Below are 12,708 nucleotides of genomic sequence, written 5' to 3'. Positions count from 1 at the left end.
TCAAGCCCGTCCCACCAGGGGACAGCGGAGCCGGCAGCCTACAGTCGGACCATGAGCACCGACGCCGGAATGCGGCTCCGATTGCCTCGGCCGCGGTCGTGACACCCGCAACGTCAGCAGGGTCAGGAGCGACAGCAGCCCCCGCCGGTCCCGTACGCGCCGTCTACCCCGGCAGCTTTCATCCCTTCACCGCCGGGCATGTGAACGTCGTGCACCGTGCACGTGGCCTCTTCGACGAAGTGGTCGTGCTGGTCGCCGTCAACAGCGACAAGCGCCCAGGCGTCGACGAGGAGGAGCGGGCCGCCGCCGTCCGGGCTGCCCTGCCGGTCGAGTGGACCTCTGTCACCGTGGTGGCCTGGAGCGGGTTGACCTCCGACTACTGCCGTAGCCATGACGTGGCGGTGATCGTGCGGGGCGTGCGGGACACCACCGACCTTCAGGCCGAGTACCGACTTGCCGCGATGAACCAGTCGCTCGGTGTCCCCACGGTGTTGCTGCCAGCGCAGCCCGAGCTGACCAGGCTGTCCTCGACAGCGGTACGCACGCTGGGACGCTGACCCGCTTCGGAGGTGCCGACCGACCCTGATGATGAGTTGTCGCGCCCGCATCCGTCATACCTACGACGGAACACCGACGGAAGGATGACGTGATGGGTGCGAACACGCGGCCGAAGGAGCTGGGTGTGTGCGGGCTGGATGAGATCGACGAGTCGGAGTTCTCGGGGCTGGCGCAGCGGCACCGGCGCGAGCTGCACGTGCATTGTTACCGGATGCTCGGGTCGTTCGAGGATGCCGAGGACACCGTCCAGGAGACGTTCCTGCGTGCCTGGCGGCGGCGGGAGACCTTCGCGGGGCGCTCGTCGTTCCGGGCCTGGCTGTATCGGATCGCCACCAACGCCTGCCTGGATCTGCTGGCCAAGTGCCGCCCGGAACCGGCGACCGGCGGTGAGGTGCGGTGGTTGCAGCCCTACCCGGACCGGCTGCTCGACGAGCTGGCCGCGGCCGTCGCGGACGAGCCGGAGGTCGTCGCCGTCGCGCGGGAGACGATCGAGTTGGCGTACCTGGTCGCGGTCCAGCACCTGGCGCCGCGCCCGCGGGCGGTGCTGATCCTGCGGGACGTCCTCGGTTGGCCGGCGAAGGACGTCGCGGAACTGCTCGGCGACTCGGTCAACTCCGTGAACAGCGCGTTGCAGCGGGCCCGCGCGGGCATGCGGGAGCATCTGCCCGCCGAGCGGCAGGACTGGACCGGCGGCGAGGAGGACGCCGGGACACGGGAACTGGTGCGCCGCTACACCGACGCCAGCGTGGCCACGGACATCGACCGGCTCGCCGCACTGCTGCGCGACGACGTCCGCTGCTCAATGCCGCCCACCCCGGGCCTGCACGTCGGCCGCGACGCGGTGGTGACCGACTGGGTCGGCAGCGGCTTCGTGGGCATGACCGGCCTGCGTGCCGTCGAGACCCGGGTGAATCGGCAGCCCGCAGTCGCCTTCTACCACTGGCGGAAGCGCGAGGGCGCGTACCTGCCGCTGACGATCGACGTGCTGCGGGTCACCGGCGGGACGATCAGCGAGATCATCACCTTCCACGACGATCAGTTCCCGAGGCTCGGGCTACCGGAACGTCTGCCGGCCGACGGCACCGACTGAACACTCGACCGCACCGGACAGGCCGCAGGTTTCGCTGACCGTCGCATCCGGGTAGCGCAGGGCGCATGAACCGCAATCTCGCGAAGGGGCTGCAGGTTGCGTGGGGTCTGCCGGAGTTTCGCAGTGGGTTGCGACATCTCATCGATCTCGACGAGGTGTCGGTGCTGCTGGCCACGCTCTCCGGTCCGGAACATGACCGCGGGGTGGAACGCAGCGTGTTGACGCTGCTGCGGTCCGGCCTGGACGCGGTCGAGGTTCGTGAGGCGGTGTTGCTGCTGCTGGAGCGGGACGAGGTACGCCGGCCGCTCGTCGCCGCGGTGGGGCCACTTGTGGACCGACCGGGTCAGGCCTCGGCCATCGCCTCGGCGGCCGAGGATCCGGTGGTGCGACGTGAGGTGCGGGCGGTGCTGGACAGTGCCCGGGTGCGCGAGCTGATCTGGCAGGCGATCGACAACCAGGTCAGCCACGACCGGCTCGGACTGATCCGGCGGGCGGCGCTGCTGTTCGTGCGGCACTCGAGCGTACGACGTCTTGCCTGGGCCCTGCGCCGACACGGCATGCTGCGCGAGCTACGTCGCAGGCCGTGACCCACGACGATCGCCGGGCGGCCGACCGGCGTGACGGCGTCGACCCGATAAATCGGAGGCGTCGCGGCGGTGTACGTCGCTAGCGTGCCACCTCGTGGGCAGCACGAACCTCCGCACCGAGCGTCTTGAGCTTCGTCCCGTGCAGGACGAGGACATCGACCGCATCCTGGAGTACCGCAACCTGCCGGAGGTCACCCGCTGGCTGGTGCGCACCGAGGTCGACCCGGCGTCCTTCCGGGCGGCGTGGCAGCGCGCGGCGAAGGATCCTGACGACCACAGCAAGGCGGTGGTGCTCGGCGGCGTGGTGATCGGGACCGTCTCGCTCGACGTGATCGACGGCATGGGGCAGCCCGGCATGCCGGCGCGGACCGAAGCCGAGCTCGGCTACATCTTCGACCCGGCGTACGGCGGCCAGGGTTACGCCACCGAGGCGGTCACCGCGATGGTGGCGTACGCGTTCGACCGGCTGGGCGTGCGAAGGATCACCGCCGGCTGCTTCGCGGACAACCTGGCCTCGGTGCGGATCCTCGAGAAGGTCGGCATGCGTCGTGAGCAGCACGGTGTCGGTGACTCCTGGCACGCCGAGTTGGGCTGGGTGGACGGCTACACGTACGCCCTTCTCGCGGAGACCTGGCGGCAGGTGTCGGGGTCAGGGGCGGCGGAGGTGCCTCGACCAGCGCGGAGCGGGTGACCCGACCGGGCTGGGCCGAGCTACCCACGCTCGGCCCAGCCGGCGAATCATCGGGTGAACCGGTTGGCGGCCTCACCTTCCAGATGGCCTGGTGGGAGGCGGCGTCCGCAGATCACGAGCAGGAGATCCTGGGCCAGCCCGCGCACCGTCGTTCCGCTGCCGTGGCACCAGTCGAGGTCGGTTGCCCGCAGCGTCACCCCGGTCAGGTCCGTGCCGAAGAACGCGATGTTCCTGGGCGCCAGCCCAGCGAGGACCATAGCCATCCGGTCCGGCGGAATCCTCCGGCCCAACCCGAGGCTGACGGTGATGTCGAGCCCGTGGATGACGTCGTGGGACAGGGCTCCGAGCGCACCACCGCCCGGCGGTCTCCAGGGATGGGCGACGTTGTCGCGGAGCGTCGCCAGGAGTTCTGCGCTGGTCATGCGCGCCGCGTCACGTCGTGCGCACCGGTCGGCCATCCGGTTGAAACGGCCGCCTGCCTTCACCAGCTCCACGAGCGTCCGGCCGGGCGAGGTGCGGAACGGCATCGTGGTGTGGGCGACGACCTCGCGGACCCGCCAGCCGGCGCACAGGGTCGGCGCGTCCCACTGGTCTGGTCGGAGGGTGGCGAGCAGGTCCACCTGTTCGCTCCGTTCCGCGGTCACCGCCGCCCGGATGTCTTCTTCAGTCACTGTCAGCCCTTCATCGTCGCGGTACGTCTGCGGAGGGACGTGCTGCATGACGTACGGACGGGGCGCGGCGAACTCATCGGTCGGCCCTTGTCGTTCCCGATGCGTAGGGTCGGGAGGATGTTCGAGACGTCGACCGACGAGGGTGCCGAGCTGGAGCGGTTCCGGACGGAACTCACCGGCTACTGCTACCGGATGCTCGGCTCCGGTTTCGAGGCCGAGGACGCGGTGCAGGAGACGCTGGTGCGGGCGTGGCGGTCCCACGACCGTTACGACGAGCGACGAGCATCGCTGCGCACCTGGCTGTACCGGATCGCCACGAACGTCTGCCTCGACATGCTCCGCAGCGCGCAGCGCCGGGTTCTGGCCATGGACCTGGGCCCCGCTGCCCGGGCCGGCGCCCCCCTCGGCGCGCCGGTGGCGGACCAGCGGTGGATCCATCCGATTCCGGACGGGCGTGCCCTACCGGCGACCGACAGCCCGGAGGAACTGGCCGTTCAACGCGAGACCATCCGGCTGGCGTTCGTCGCCGTGCTCCAACACCTGCCGCCCCGGCAACGCGCCGTACTGATCCTGCGCGACGTGTTGTGCTGGCCGGGAGGGGAGGTGGCACAGCTGCTGGAGACCACCGTGGCCGCGGTCAACAGCTCGCTGCAACGGGCCCGGGCGACGCTGCGGGCGAACGAACCCACACCCAGCGATCCGTGGCGGCCCGCCGATCCGGCCCACCAGGATCTGCTCGACCGCTACTGCACCGCGTTCGAACGCCATGACATTCACACGCTGGTGTCGCTGCTGCACCAGGACGCCACGATGTCGATGCCGCCGTTCGCGTGGTGGCTGCGTGGCCGGGACGAGATCCGTCTGGCGTTGCTGGACCCGCAGGCGTCGTGCGCGGGGGCTCGGCTGTGGCCGGTGCGGGCGAACGGATCACCGGCGTTCTGGCAGACGCGCCCCGACCCGGCCGGGGACCACCGGCCGTTCGCGCTCGTGCTGCTCGATGTGACCGACGATCTGATCACCGGCATCGTCACGTACCTCGACGCCGACCGGCTGGTGCCGCTGTTCGGGATTCCGCAGCCGGCCCGGTGGTAGGGCGGTTCCGTCGATCGGCGGGCGGTCGGGGCCTTGGCGCGGGCTCGCCTCAGGTGGCGGGCAGGCGTACCTCGAACCGGCAGCCGCGGTCGGTGTTGCGTACGTTGACCCGGCCACCGTGCGCCTCGACGAGTCCGCGCACGATGGCCAGGCCGAGTCCGCCGCCACCGCCCGAGTCGGCAGCTCCCGGGGTGCGGGCCCGTTCACCTCGGAACGCGACGTCGAAGACCCGGTCCAGGTCTTCGCCGGGGATGCCCCCGCAGGTGTCGGAGACGGCCAGCCACACGTTGTCGGTCTCGTGGCCGGCGGCGATGTGCACGCTGCCGTCCTCCGGTGTGTAACGGACGGAATTGATCAGCAGGTTGCTGACGATCCGGGCGAGTTCACGTTCGCCGGCCCGCACGTTTGGCCAGCCGCTGTCGGCTGCCACCAGGTGGATCCGGCGGCGGGCGGCCAGCGGCGCGACGCCGGCGATCGCGTCGGACACCACGTCGCGCAACGGCACGGTGGTGGGCATGAGCCGTAGCGCGCCGGCGTTGATCCGGGACAGCTCGAACAGGTCGTCGACGAGCTGGGCCATCCGGTCGGTCTCCACCCGGATCCGCCGGTGGTACTCGTCGATGACGGCCGGATCGTGGATGATGCCGTCCTCCAGGGCCTCGGCCATGGCTCGCAGCCCGGCCAGCGGGGTACGCAGGTCATGCGACACCCAGGCGACGAGTTCACGGCGGCCGGCCTCCAGCCGCCGTTCGCGTTCCCGGGCAGCCCGGGCCCAGACCGCGGCGGCGGCCAGCCGGCTGCCGAAGGTGGCGCCGACGGCGAGGCTGATCACCGCGGAGGCGCTGACCGTGACGAGAACGACCCACAGGTCGTGCGCGGACAGGAACATCGCCTGCGCGACCGTGGCGACTCCGGCGACCACGGCGAGGACGGTGACCGTGAGCAGCACCAGGATGTGCACGAGAATCGACCGGCCGCGCAGCAGCCGTAGCGCTGCGGCGCCGGCCAGGCCGACGACGCCTCCGGCGGCGAGGGCGTAGAGCCCGATGAGCAGCGTGTCGCTCACTGCCCGGTTTCCTCGTCGAGCGGGTCGTAACGGTATCCGACGCCCCAGACGGTGCGGATCCGCTGCGGGTCGGCGGGGTCGTGCTCGATCTTCTCGCGCAACCGACGGACGTGGACGGTGACCGTCGACTGGTCGCCGAACTGCCATCCCCAGACCTTGTCCAGCAGGTCGCTGCGCGACCACGCTCGGCCCGGATGTCGCATGAAGAAGATCAGAAGATCTATTTCCCGGGCGGTCAACGACAGCGGTGTCCCACCCATGGTGGCGACGCGGCGGGCGGCGTCCACGGTCAGCGCCGCGTCGGTCAGCTTCGCCGAGACGGTGGGGTGGGCGGTGTGCGCGGCGGTGCGGCGCAGCACGGAGCGGATCCGCAGCACCAGTTCGCGGGGGGAGAAGGGCTTGGTGACGTAGTCGTCGGCGCCGACCTCGAGCCCGAGGACCCGGTCGGCCTCCTCGCCGAGCGCGGTGAGCATGACCACCGGCAGGTCGGGCAGCTGCCGCCGGATCCGGCGGCAGACTTCGAGGCCGTCGATGCCGGGCATCATCAGGTCGAGTACGACGAGGTCGGGTCGCTGGGCAGCGATCGCGGCAAGGCCGTCGGCGCCGTCGGCGGCCAGCTGGACCTCGCAGCCGGCCTGCTCCAGGTAACGTCGGACGACGTCACTGACCGTGGGGTCGTCGTCGACCACTAACACCCGGTGTCCCATCCTGACCAGGCTATCGACCGGGGATCACGGGCGATCCTCGGCGGGTCTTTCGGATTCCTTACGGTCCGCCGTCGCGCGTCGCCGTACCACGCAGGCCAACAGCGTCGTGCCGGCGACGGCGAGCAGGACGGCGACCAGATTGCGGCCGTACGGCAGCGGCAACACCGAGGCGTTGTCGGCCGAGCGGCCGAACCCCAGGGCGAGGGGCAGTCCCACCACGGTGACCGCTGCGGCGGTGATCGCCGCAGCGCGGAGGGTCGACCGGCACCGTGGCGGAACGCGGGTCAGCGCGGCGCCGACGGCGAGCACCGTCGCCATCCAGACGACGTCGTGGCCCACCAGCACGGCGGCCAGGAAGAGCAGCACCCCGCCCGGCGCAACGTCGGCGTCGGTGAGGGCGCCGCCGACGGCGTACGCCATGAGCAGGCAACCGCCGGCGACCAACCCGGCCCGGGTCTTCACGGTGTCCCCGCAACGGTGATCCGGCTGATCCACTTGGTCTGCAGCACCCCGGGCCGGTTGGGCGCGATCAGCCGCGCCGGATAGCCGTGGTCGATGTGCAGGGGCTCGCCGCCCAACCGCAGCGCGACCAGGGTCAGCGGATCTCCCACATATTCCGGTGGCACCGTGCAGGCCCGGTATCGCCCGCCCACCTGCAGTGATTCGACAAGTGCCGTCGAGCGTCGCGGATCGGCACCCACGAGCGCGACCAGATCGCCCAGCCGCACGCCGGTCCACGTGCCGACGGCGCTCCAGCCCTCCACGCAGGCGATCGGCAGGTCCGCGCGGTACTGCGGAAGTCGATAGAGGGCGGCGAGGTCCAGGCTGACGCTGCGGACCGGTCCGGTAACCCACAGCCGGTACGCCGGGTCGAGGGCCGCGGCGCGCACTCCGGCGCCGGCCGCGGTCCGGTTCACCGGAAGGCCCTGCGGTCCCACGTCGGGGTGGCGTGGGGCGAGCACCGCGAGACCGGCCAACGGCCGGATCGTCTGCCCGACCGTGGTCAGGGTGATCAGTCCGGAGGCGGCGGCGACGCCTCCGAGCAGAGCACGCCGGTCCAGGCCGTCCTGCCGTGGCTCAGGGGCCATCGGACGGGCGAGCGCGGCGCGGACCGCCGGCAGGTGTACGCCGATGTGCACCAGGAGACCGCCGACCGCCAGCCAGGCCACCCAGTAGTGCCCGGCGGTGAAGAAGAACGGCATCGGCGCGTACCAGCGGGAGATGTTGAGGACGCCGCTGACCAGCAGGAACAGTGCGGCGGCGACCAGTAGGCCGGTGCTCGCGCGTTCGGCGGCGTGCGCGATCGAGCGGGCCGGCGGCCAGCTGAACAGGCGCGGGTACACCGACCACAGCTTGGCGCCGAGCAGCGGAACCGAGGCGAGCCCGGTCGCCACGTGCAGACCCTGGGTGAAGCGGTAGAGCCCGACCGGGCGGGCCGGCCACCAGAACCAACCCGGCGGGTGCTGGATCAGGTGGCTGAGCAGACCGGTGGCGAAGCAGATGCCGAAGGCCACGCCGAGCGCGACGCCGAGCTGACTGGCCAGCCGGGTAGACCGTAGCCGGGACCGGAACCGCCCGGGGCGCAGCGGTCCGCGCCGCAGCGCCACCGGTGGTGCCGGCAACGGCGTCAGGCACCACCGGGCGAGGCGGCGCAGCACCGCCGCGCGGCCGGTCACCGGGGTGTCAGGGTGGCGAACCACCGACCCGCCTCCATCCAGGTGTCGAGCACGCGCATCGCGGTGGCGTCGGCCAGCTCGGGAAGCTCGTCGACGGGTACGCAGGCCCAGGGCAGCACGCGGTCGGCGCCGTCCGGGGTCTGCACCGTCGCGGTCCCGGACCAGGCCGGTGTGCCGGCCGGTGCCAGCTCCGCATGGAGGTGCCCGTCGGCGGCCAGCAGTTGACGGCAACGGCGAAGCAGCCGGTACGGGTCACCGCCGATGCCGATGTTGCCGTCGGCCAGCAGCAGGTGCCGCCAGCGGCCGGCACCGGGCACCGGACCGAAGACGTCGCGGTGCAGGGCGGGTGCGCCACGACGGCGGGCCAGCCGAACCGCGCTGGCGCTGACGTCGATGCCGAGGGCCGGCCGGCCGGCGTGGACGAGGGCGCTGGTGAGCCGGCCGGGGCCGCAGCCGACGTCAAGGGTGTGGCCGGTGCAGCACTCGATCAGCGCATCGTCTCCGTCGATCACGTCCCGGCACCAGGCGGCCGGGTCGAATCGGTAGACACCGCCGCTGGGATGCCGGGCCGTGAAGGCGGCCGGGATGCCCGCCGCGGCCCGGTCGATCGCGGTGTCGAAGACCGCGACGGCGTTCACCGGGCGACCGGTGCGGGACGCGGCACCTCGGCGGCGACGGCGTGGGCGAACCGGCTGTCCGGCGGGCACAAGCTCGCCACGGCGCGGGCGTCGGCGGCGGTGTCCACGTCGGACAGGCGGGGCAGCAGGCGTATCCGCAGGCCGCGCCGACGCAACGCCACCTCGGTGGATCGGCCGGTGGTCGCCGTGGAGGTGGCGATGGTACGCAGCACGATGGCGTGGCCCGGGTCGCGCAGCCCCAATATCCACCATCCGCCGTCGGTGGCCGGGCCGAGCACCGCGTCCGGGCCGCCCGCTGTGGCGAGCAGCTCTCGGGCCTCGTCGAGGTGATCGACGAGGAGCTGTGGGGTGTCCATGCCGATAAGCACGGCGGGTGTGCCGAATGTGCGGGCGTCGGCGAACGCGTTGGCGAGGCGGTCGCCGAGCGAGTCGCCCCGTTGGGGGAGTGTCGCCCAACCTGGCGGGGCGGGGTGCTCGCCGTCGAGGACGAGAACGCGGGAACCTGCCGCCGCGGTGGTGACGGTGTCGAGGGTGTCGGCCAGGGCGGCGGCGGCGACCCGGGCGGCCTGCTCGGGGGTGCAGGGCGGGCAGAGCCGCGTCTTGACCCGCCCGGGTGTCGGCGCCTTGGCCAGCACCAGGATCTGGGCGGCGCTCACCGGGCCAGCACCGCGCTCATGTCGCGGATGGCACGGGCGGTGCCGAGCACGGTGCCGGTCACCTTCGAGCGGGTGCCGGCCGCCCTCGGGCGGTAGTCGACGTCGATCTCGATGACCCGCCAACCGGCCCGGTCCGCCGAGATCAGCAGCTCCAACGGGTAGCCGAACCGCCGGTCGCGCAGCCCCAGCGCCAGCAGGTCGTCGCGGCGTACCGCCCGCATCGGGCCGATGTCGTGAACGTCCAGGCCGGTGCTGCGGCGCAGCCGGTGGGCGAGGACGGCGTTGGCTGCCCGGGCGTGCAGCGGCCACACGCCCCGTCCGACCGGGCGGCGTCGGCCGGTGGCCAACTGCGCCTGACCGGTGCGCACGTACGCGGCCAGCCGGGGCAGTTGTGCCGGGTCGAAGGAGCCGTCGGCGTCCATCACGCACACCACCCCGTCGGCGGGGTCGGCCGCCACGACACCGGCGTGCACGGCGGCGCCGTAGCCGGGCTCGGCGACGCTGATCACCTCCGCGCCGTGGGCGCGGGCCACCTCGGCCGAGCCGTCGGTCGAGCCGTTGTCCACCACGATCGGCCGGTAGCCGGCCGGTATCCGGGCCAGCAGGCCGGGCAGTGCCGGTGCCTCGTTCCGGCAGGGAAGAACCACATCGGTCATGTCGCGGACGCTAATCAGGATCGAGCGGAGCAGGTATTACCAGCCGATGATGAAGTCTTACGAGACGCTGACGGCTGCCCGTCAGGGCCGCCTCCGGCGCCCGGCTGGTTCTAGCGTCGGCCCGTGACCCACGTACTCGTCACCGGCGGAGCCGGTTTCATCGGTACCCATGTCGTCGCCGCGCTGCACCGGGTCGGTCATCAGGTGTCCGTCGTGGACGCCGGCCATCCGGGCGCGCATCGCGCGCCCTTACCGGACGCCGTGGCCGGCGCCCCGCTGTGCCGGGTCGACCTGCGTGACCGGGCCGCCGTCGCCGCAGCCCTGACCGGCGTGGACGTGGTCGTGCACCAGGCGGCCATGGTCGGGCTCGGCGTGGACCTCGACGACCTGCCCGAGTACGTCGGCTGCAACGATCTCGGCACCGCCGTGCTCCTGGCCGAGATGGCCCGCGCGGGTATCCACCGGCTCGTGCTGGCCAGCTCGATGGTCGTCTACGGCGAGGGCGCCTACACCTGCGCCCGGCATGGTGCGGTACGCCCCGCCCCACGCGCTGCCACCGAGCTGGCCGCCCGGCGATTCGAGCCCGCCTGCTCCGACTGCGGCACGGCCCTGGAGCCGGGACTCATCGACGAGGACGCACCACTGGACCCGCGCAGCGTGTACGCCGCCACGAAGGTCGCCCAGGAACACCTGACGGCGGTCTGGTGCCGGCAGACCGGTGGCACCGTGGTGGCGTTGCGATACCACAACGTCTACGGGCCCGGCATGCCGCGCGACACGCCGTACAGCGGTGTCGCGGCGATCTTCCGGTCCGCGCTGGCGGCGGGCCGGGCTCCGCGCGTGTTCGAGGACGGCTGCCAGCGACGCGACTTCGTCCACGTCGACGACGTGGCGGCGGCCAACCTCGCGGCGGTGACGGCCACCGGGAGCCGGACCGGCTGGCGGGCCTACAACGTCGCCTCCGGGCATCCGGCAAGCATCGGGGAGATGGCCGCCGAACTCGCCCGGGCCGCCGGCGGTCCCAGGCCGGTGGTCACCGGCGAGTTCCGGCTCGGCGACGTACGCCACGTGGTCGCCTCACCGGCCCGTGCCCGGGCCGAACTCGGATTCCGCGCGGCGGTCCGCCTCGCCGACGGAGTCCGGCAGTTCGCCCACGCACCACTGCGCGGATGAGCACGACGCTCCTCGCCCGGCTGCGGCGCACCACCGCACGGGCCGACCTGATCGCCGTCGGGGTCGCCGTCGGGCTGTTCGCCGCCGCCGCCGGTGTCGGCGGTCTGCTTCACCTGCTGGGACGTCCGGTGCACGCCAGTGCGGCACCGTTGTTCGCGCAGTGGCGGCCGCACCTCGGCCCCGGCACCCCGCTGGCGGTGGCGGTGGCCGTACTCGTCTGCTGGCGCGGATCCGCCCTGGCCGGCCGGCTGCCGTGGCGGCGGCTGCTCGTCCTGTCCTACGCCACCGCGGTGGCCTGGACGCTGTCACTGGCACTTGTCGACGGCTGGCAACGCGGCATCGCCGGCCGGCTGACCACCCACCACGAGTATCTGCACGAGGTTCCCGGCGTCACCGACATCTCCGCGATGCTGGGCGCCTTCACCTCCCGGATCCTCGACTTCCAGCCGGATTCCTGGACCACCCACGTGTCCGGCCACCCGCCGGGAGCGCTGCTGGTGTTCGTCTGGCTGGACCGGGTCGGGTTGGGCGGGGGCGGCTGGGCGGGGGTGCTGTGCATCCTGACGGCGGCGCTCACCGCCGTCGCCGTGCCGCACACCGTGCGGCTGCTCGGCACCGACGACGCGGCGCGGGCCGTGCTGCCGTTCGCGGCGTTGTTCCCGGGAGCGGTCTGGTCCGGAGTGTCCGCCGACGGCCTGTTCGCCGGGGTGACCGCCACCGGGGTCGCCCTGCTGGCGTACGGCCTCACCCGGGGCAGCGCGGTCGGCGCGCTCGGCGGCGGCGCGCTGCTGGGTTTCGGCTGTTACCTCTCCTACGGGCTGGTGCTGATGGTCCCGATCGTGCTGGCCGTGGTGATGCTGGGCCACCGGCGCCGGCCCGCCGCCTGGTGGGCGCTCGGTGGTGCGGCACTCGTGGTGGGCGCGTTCACAGTCGCCGGCTTCGACTGGCTGACCGGCTATCACCTGGTCATCGAGCGCTACTACCAGGGCATCGCCAGTCGGCGCGCCTACGGCTACTGGGTCTGGGCCAACCTGGCGATCCTCACTGTCGCCGCCGGCCCGGCAGCTGCCGTCATCCTCCGCCGCGCGGCGGTCGCCGGATGGCAGGCGGTCTCGTCGCTGCGGCCCGGCCGCGGTCTGCCGCGACCGCAGCAGGGCACCGTCGGGTACGCCGCCTGGCTGCTGCCCGTCGCCGCGGCGGCGGCGATCGTCGCCGCGGACCTGTCCGGCTACAGCAAGGCCGAGGTCGAACGCATCTGGCTGCCCTTCACCTGGTGGCTCATGGCGGGCGCCGCCCTGATTCCCGCCACCGGCCGCCGTACCTGGCTCGCCGGGCAGGCAGCGGTGGCCCTCGCGATCAATCACCTGCTCCTGACGACGTGGTAGGGCACTTCTTACCGAACGATGACATACCCGCTCGATGCTGACCCTTCATCACACAAGGGCCG

Annotated in this window: 15 protein-coding genes; 7 read left to right on the top strand and 8 right to left on the bottom strand. The window is 72.5% G+C overall.

Going from position 1 to position 12,708, the window contains the following annotated elements; all coding sequences use genetic code 11:
• Nucleotides 1-98: 98 nt before the first annotated feature.
• The 4 genes from coaD to Vse01_RS18505 all read left to right on the top strand — a co-directional run bounded on the left by coaD (nt 99) and on the right by Vse01_RS18505 (nt 2,926).
• The gene (gene coaD, locus Vse01_RS29385) at nt 99-557 is read left to right on the top strand and encodes a pantetheine-phosphate adenylyltransferase (protein ID WP_275415507.1); all 459 of its coding nucleotides are present in this window, start codon (nt 99-101) and stop codon (nt 555-557) included.
• A gap of 89 nt (nt 558-646) precedes the next feature.
• Nucleotides 647-1,648, top strand: a complete 1,002-nt coding sequence (locus Vse01_RS18515; RefSeq protein ID WP_421462737.1) for an RNA polymerase subunit sigma-70 — start codon at nt 647-649, stop codon at nt 1,646-1,648.
• Between the two features lie 65 nt (nt 1,649-1,713).
• A complete protein-coding gene (locus tag Vse01_RS18510) occupies nt 1,714-2,235 on the top strand; it encodes a hypothetical protein (protein WP_093408795.1) in 522 nt (173 codons plus the stop codon).
• A gap of 94 nt (nt 2,236-2,329) precedes the next feature.
• Entirely contained in the window at nt 2,330-2,926 is a 597-nt protein-coding gene (locus Vse01_RS18505) for a GNAT family N-acetyltransferase (RefSeq protein ID WP_093408793.1), read from the top strand.
• A gap of 47 nt (nt 2,927-2,973) precedes the next feature.
• On the opposite strand, the gene Vse01_RS18500 is transcribed toward Vse01_RS18505, so the two are convergent.
• Entirely contained in the window at nt 2,974-3,597 is a 624-nt protein-coding gene (locus Vse01_RS18500; RefSeq protein WP_232511387.1) for a maleylpyruvate isomerase family mycothiol-dependent enzyme, read from the bottom strand.
• A 117-nt stretch (nt 3,598-3,714) separates the two neighbouring features.
• Between Vse01_RS18500 and Vse01_RS18495 the strand changes: the two genes are divergently transcribed.
• Nucleotides 3,715-4,689 (top strand): sigma-70 family RNA polymerase sigma factor, encoded by a 975-nt coding sequence (locus Vse01_RS18495; protein ID WP_093408788.1) that lies wholly within the window; start codon nt 3,715-3,717, stop codon nt 4,687-4,689.
• A gap of 49 nt (nt 4,690-4,738) precedes the next feature.
• On the opposite strand, the gene Vse01_RS18490 is transcribed toward Vse01_RS18495, so the two are convergent.
• The 7 genes from Vse01_RS18490 to Vse01_RS18465 are packed head-to-tail and all read right to left on the bottom strand — an operon-like array spanning nt 4,739 to nt 10,088.
• Nucleotides 4,739-5,755, bottom strand: a complete 1,017-nt coding sequence (locus tag Vse01_RS18490; RefSeq protein ID WP_093408785.1) for a sensor histidine kinase — start codon at nt 5,753-5,755, stop codon at nt 4,739-4,741.
• Nucleotides 5,752-6,462: a response regulator transcription factor gene (locus tag Vse01_RS18485; RefSeq protein WP_093408783.1), complete on the bottom strand. Its 711-nt coding sequence runs from the start codon at nt 6,460-6,462 to the stop codon at nt 5,752-5,754. The genes Vse01_RS18490 and Vse01_RS18485 overlap by 4 nt, the downstream gene beginning before the upstream one ends.
• A gap of 24 nt (nt 6,463-6,486) precedes the next feature.
• The gene (locus Vse01_RS18480; protein WP_093408780.1) at nt 6,487-6,924 is read right to left on the bottom strand and encodes a hypothetical protein; all 438 of its coding nucleotides are present in this window, start codon (nt 6,922-6,924) and stop codon (nt 6,487-6,489) included.
• A complete protein-coding gene (locus Vse01_RS18475; protein WP_232511386.1) occupies nt 6,921-8,162 on the bottom strand; it encodes a molybdopterin-dependent oxidoreductase in 1,242 nt (413 codons plus the stop codon). The genes Vse01_RS18480 and Vse01_RS18475 overlap by 4 nt, the downstream gene beginning before the upstream one ends.
• A complete protein-coding gene (locus Vse01_RS18470) occupies nt 8,135-8,776 on the bottom strand; it encodes a methyltransferase domain-containing protein (protein WP_232511385.1) in 642 nt (213 codons plus the stop codon). The genes Vse01_RS18475 and Vse01_RS18470 overlap by 28 nt, the downstream gene beginning before the upstream one ends.
• Entirely contained in the window at nt 8,773-9,432 is a 660-nt protein-coding gene (locus Vse01_RS29380; RefSeq protein WP_093408773.1) for a TIGR04282 family arsenosugar biosynthesis glycosyltransferase, read from the bottom strand. Before Vse01_RS29380 ends, Vse01_RS18470 begins: the two co-directional genes overlap by 4 nt.
• Nucleotides 9,429-10,088, bottom strand: a complete 660-nt coding sequence (locus Vse01_RS18465) for a glycosyltransferase family 2 protein (RefSeq protein ID WP_093408771.1) — start codon at nt 10,086-10,088, stop codon at nt 9,429-9,431. Before Vse01_RS18465 ends, Vse01_RS29380 begins: the two co-directional genes overlap by 4 nt.
• Nucleotides 10,089-10,211: 123 nt before the next feature.
• Here Vse01_RS18465 and Vse01_RS18460 point away from each other — a divergent pair, with 123 nt between their 5' ends.
• Both Vse01_RS18460 and Vse01_RS18455 read left to right on the top strand, forming a co-directional pair.
• Nucleotides 10,212-11,261, top strand: a complete 1,050-nt coding sequence (locus tag Vse01_RS18460) for an NAD-dependent epimerase/dehydratase family protein (RefSeq protein WP_093408768.1) — start codon at nt 10,212-10,214, stop codon at nt 11,259-11,261.
• A complete protein-coding gene (locus Vse01_RS18455) occupies nt 11,258-12,646 on the top strand; it encodes a hypothetical protein (RefSeq protein WP_093408766.1) in 1,389 nt (462 codons plus the stop codon). Before Vse01_RS18460 ends, Vse01_RS18455 begins: the two co-directional genes overlap by 4 nt.
• The last annotated feature ends 62 nt before the right edge of the window (nt 12,647-12,708 follow it).

It is taken from the genome of Micromonospora sediminimaris (assembly GCF_016863575.1).
Classification (GTDB): Bacteria; Actinomycetota; Actinomycetes; order Mycobacteriales; family Micromonosporaceae; genus Micromonospora; species Micromonospora sediminimaris.
The sequence above is the reverse complement of the archived record's forward strand: the minus strand, read 5'-3'. Positions and strand labels throughout refer to the sequence as shown.

Coding starts and splice junctions, on each gene's coding strand:
- Vse01_RS18510 (WP_093408795.1), top strand. CDS start 1,714: ATGAACCGCAATCTCGCGAAGGGGCTGCAGGTTGCGTGGGGTCTGCCG.
- Vse01_RS18495 (WP_093408788.1), top strand. CDS start 3,715: ATGTTCGAGACGTCGACCGACGAGGGTGCCGAGCTGGAGCGGTTCCGG.
- Vse01_RS18485 (WP_093408783.1), bottom strand. CDS start 6,462: ATGGGACACCGGGTGTTAGTGGTCGACGACGACCCCACGGTCAGTGAC.
- Vse01_RS18465 (WP_093408771.1), bottom strand. CDS start 10,088: ATGACCGATGTGGTTCTTCCCTGCCGGAACGAGGCACCGGCACTGCCC.
- Vse01_RS18455 (WP_093408766.1), top strand. CDS start 11,258: ATGAGCACGACGCTCCTCGCCCGGCTGCGGCGCACCACCGCACGGGCC.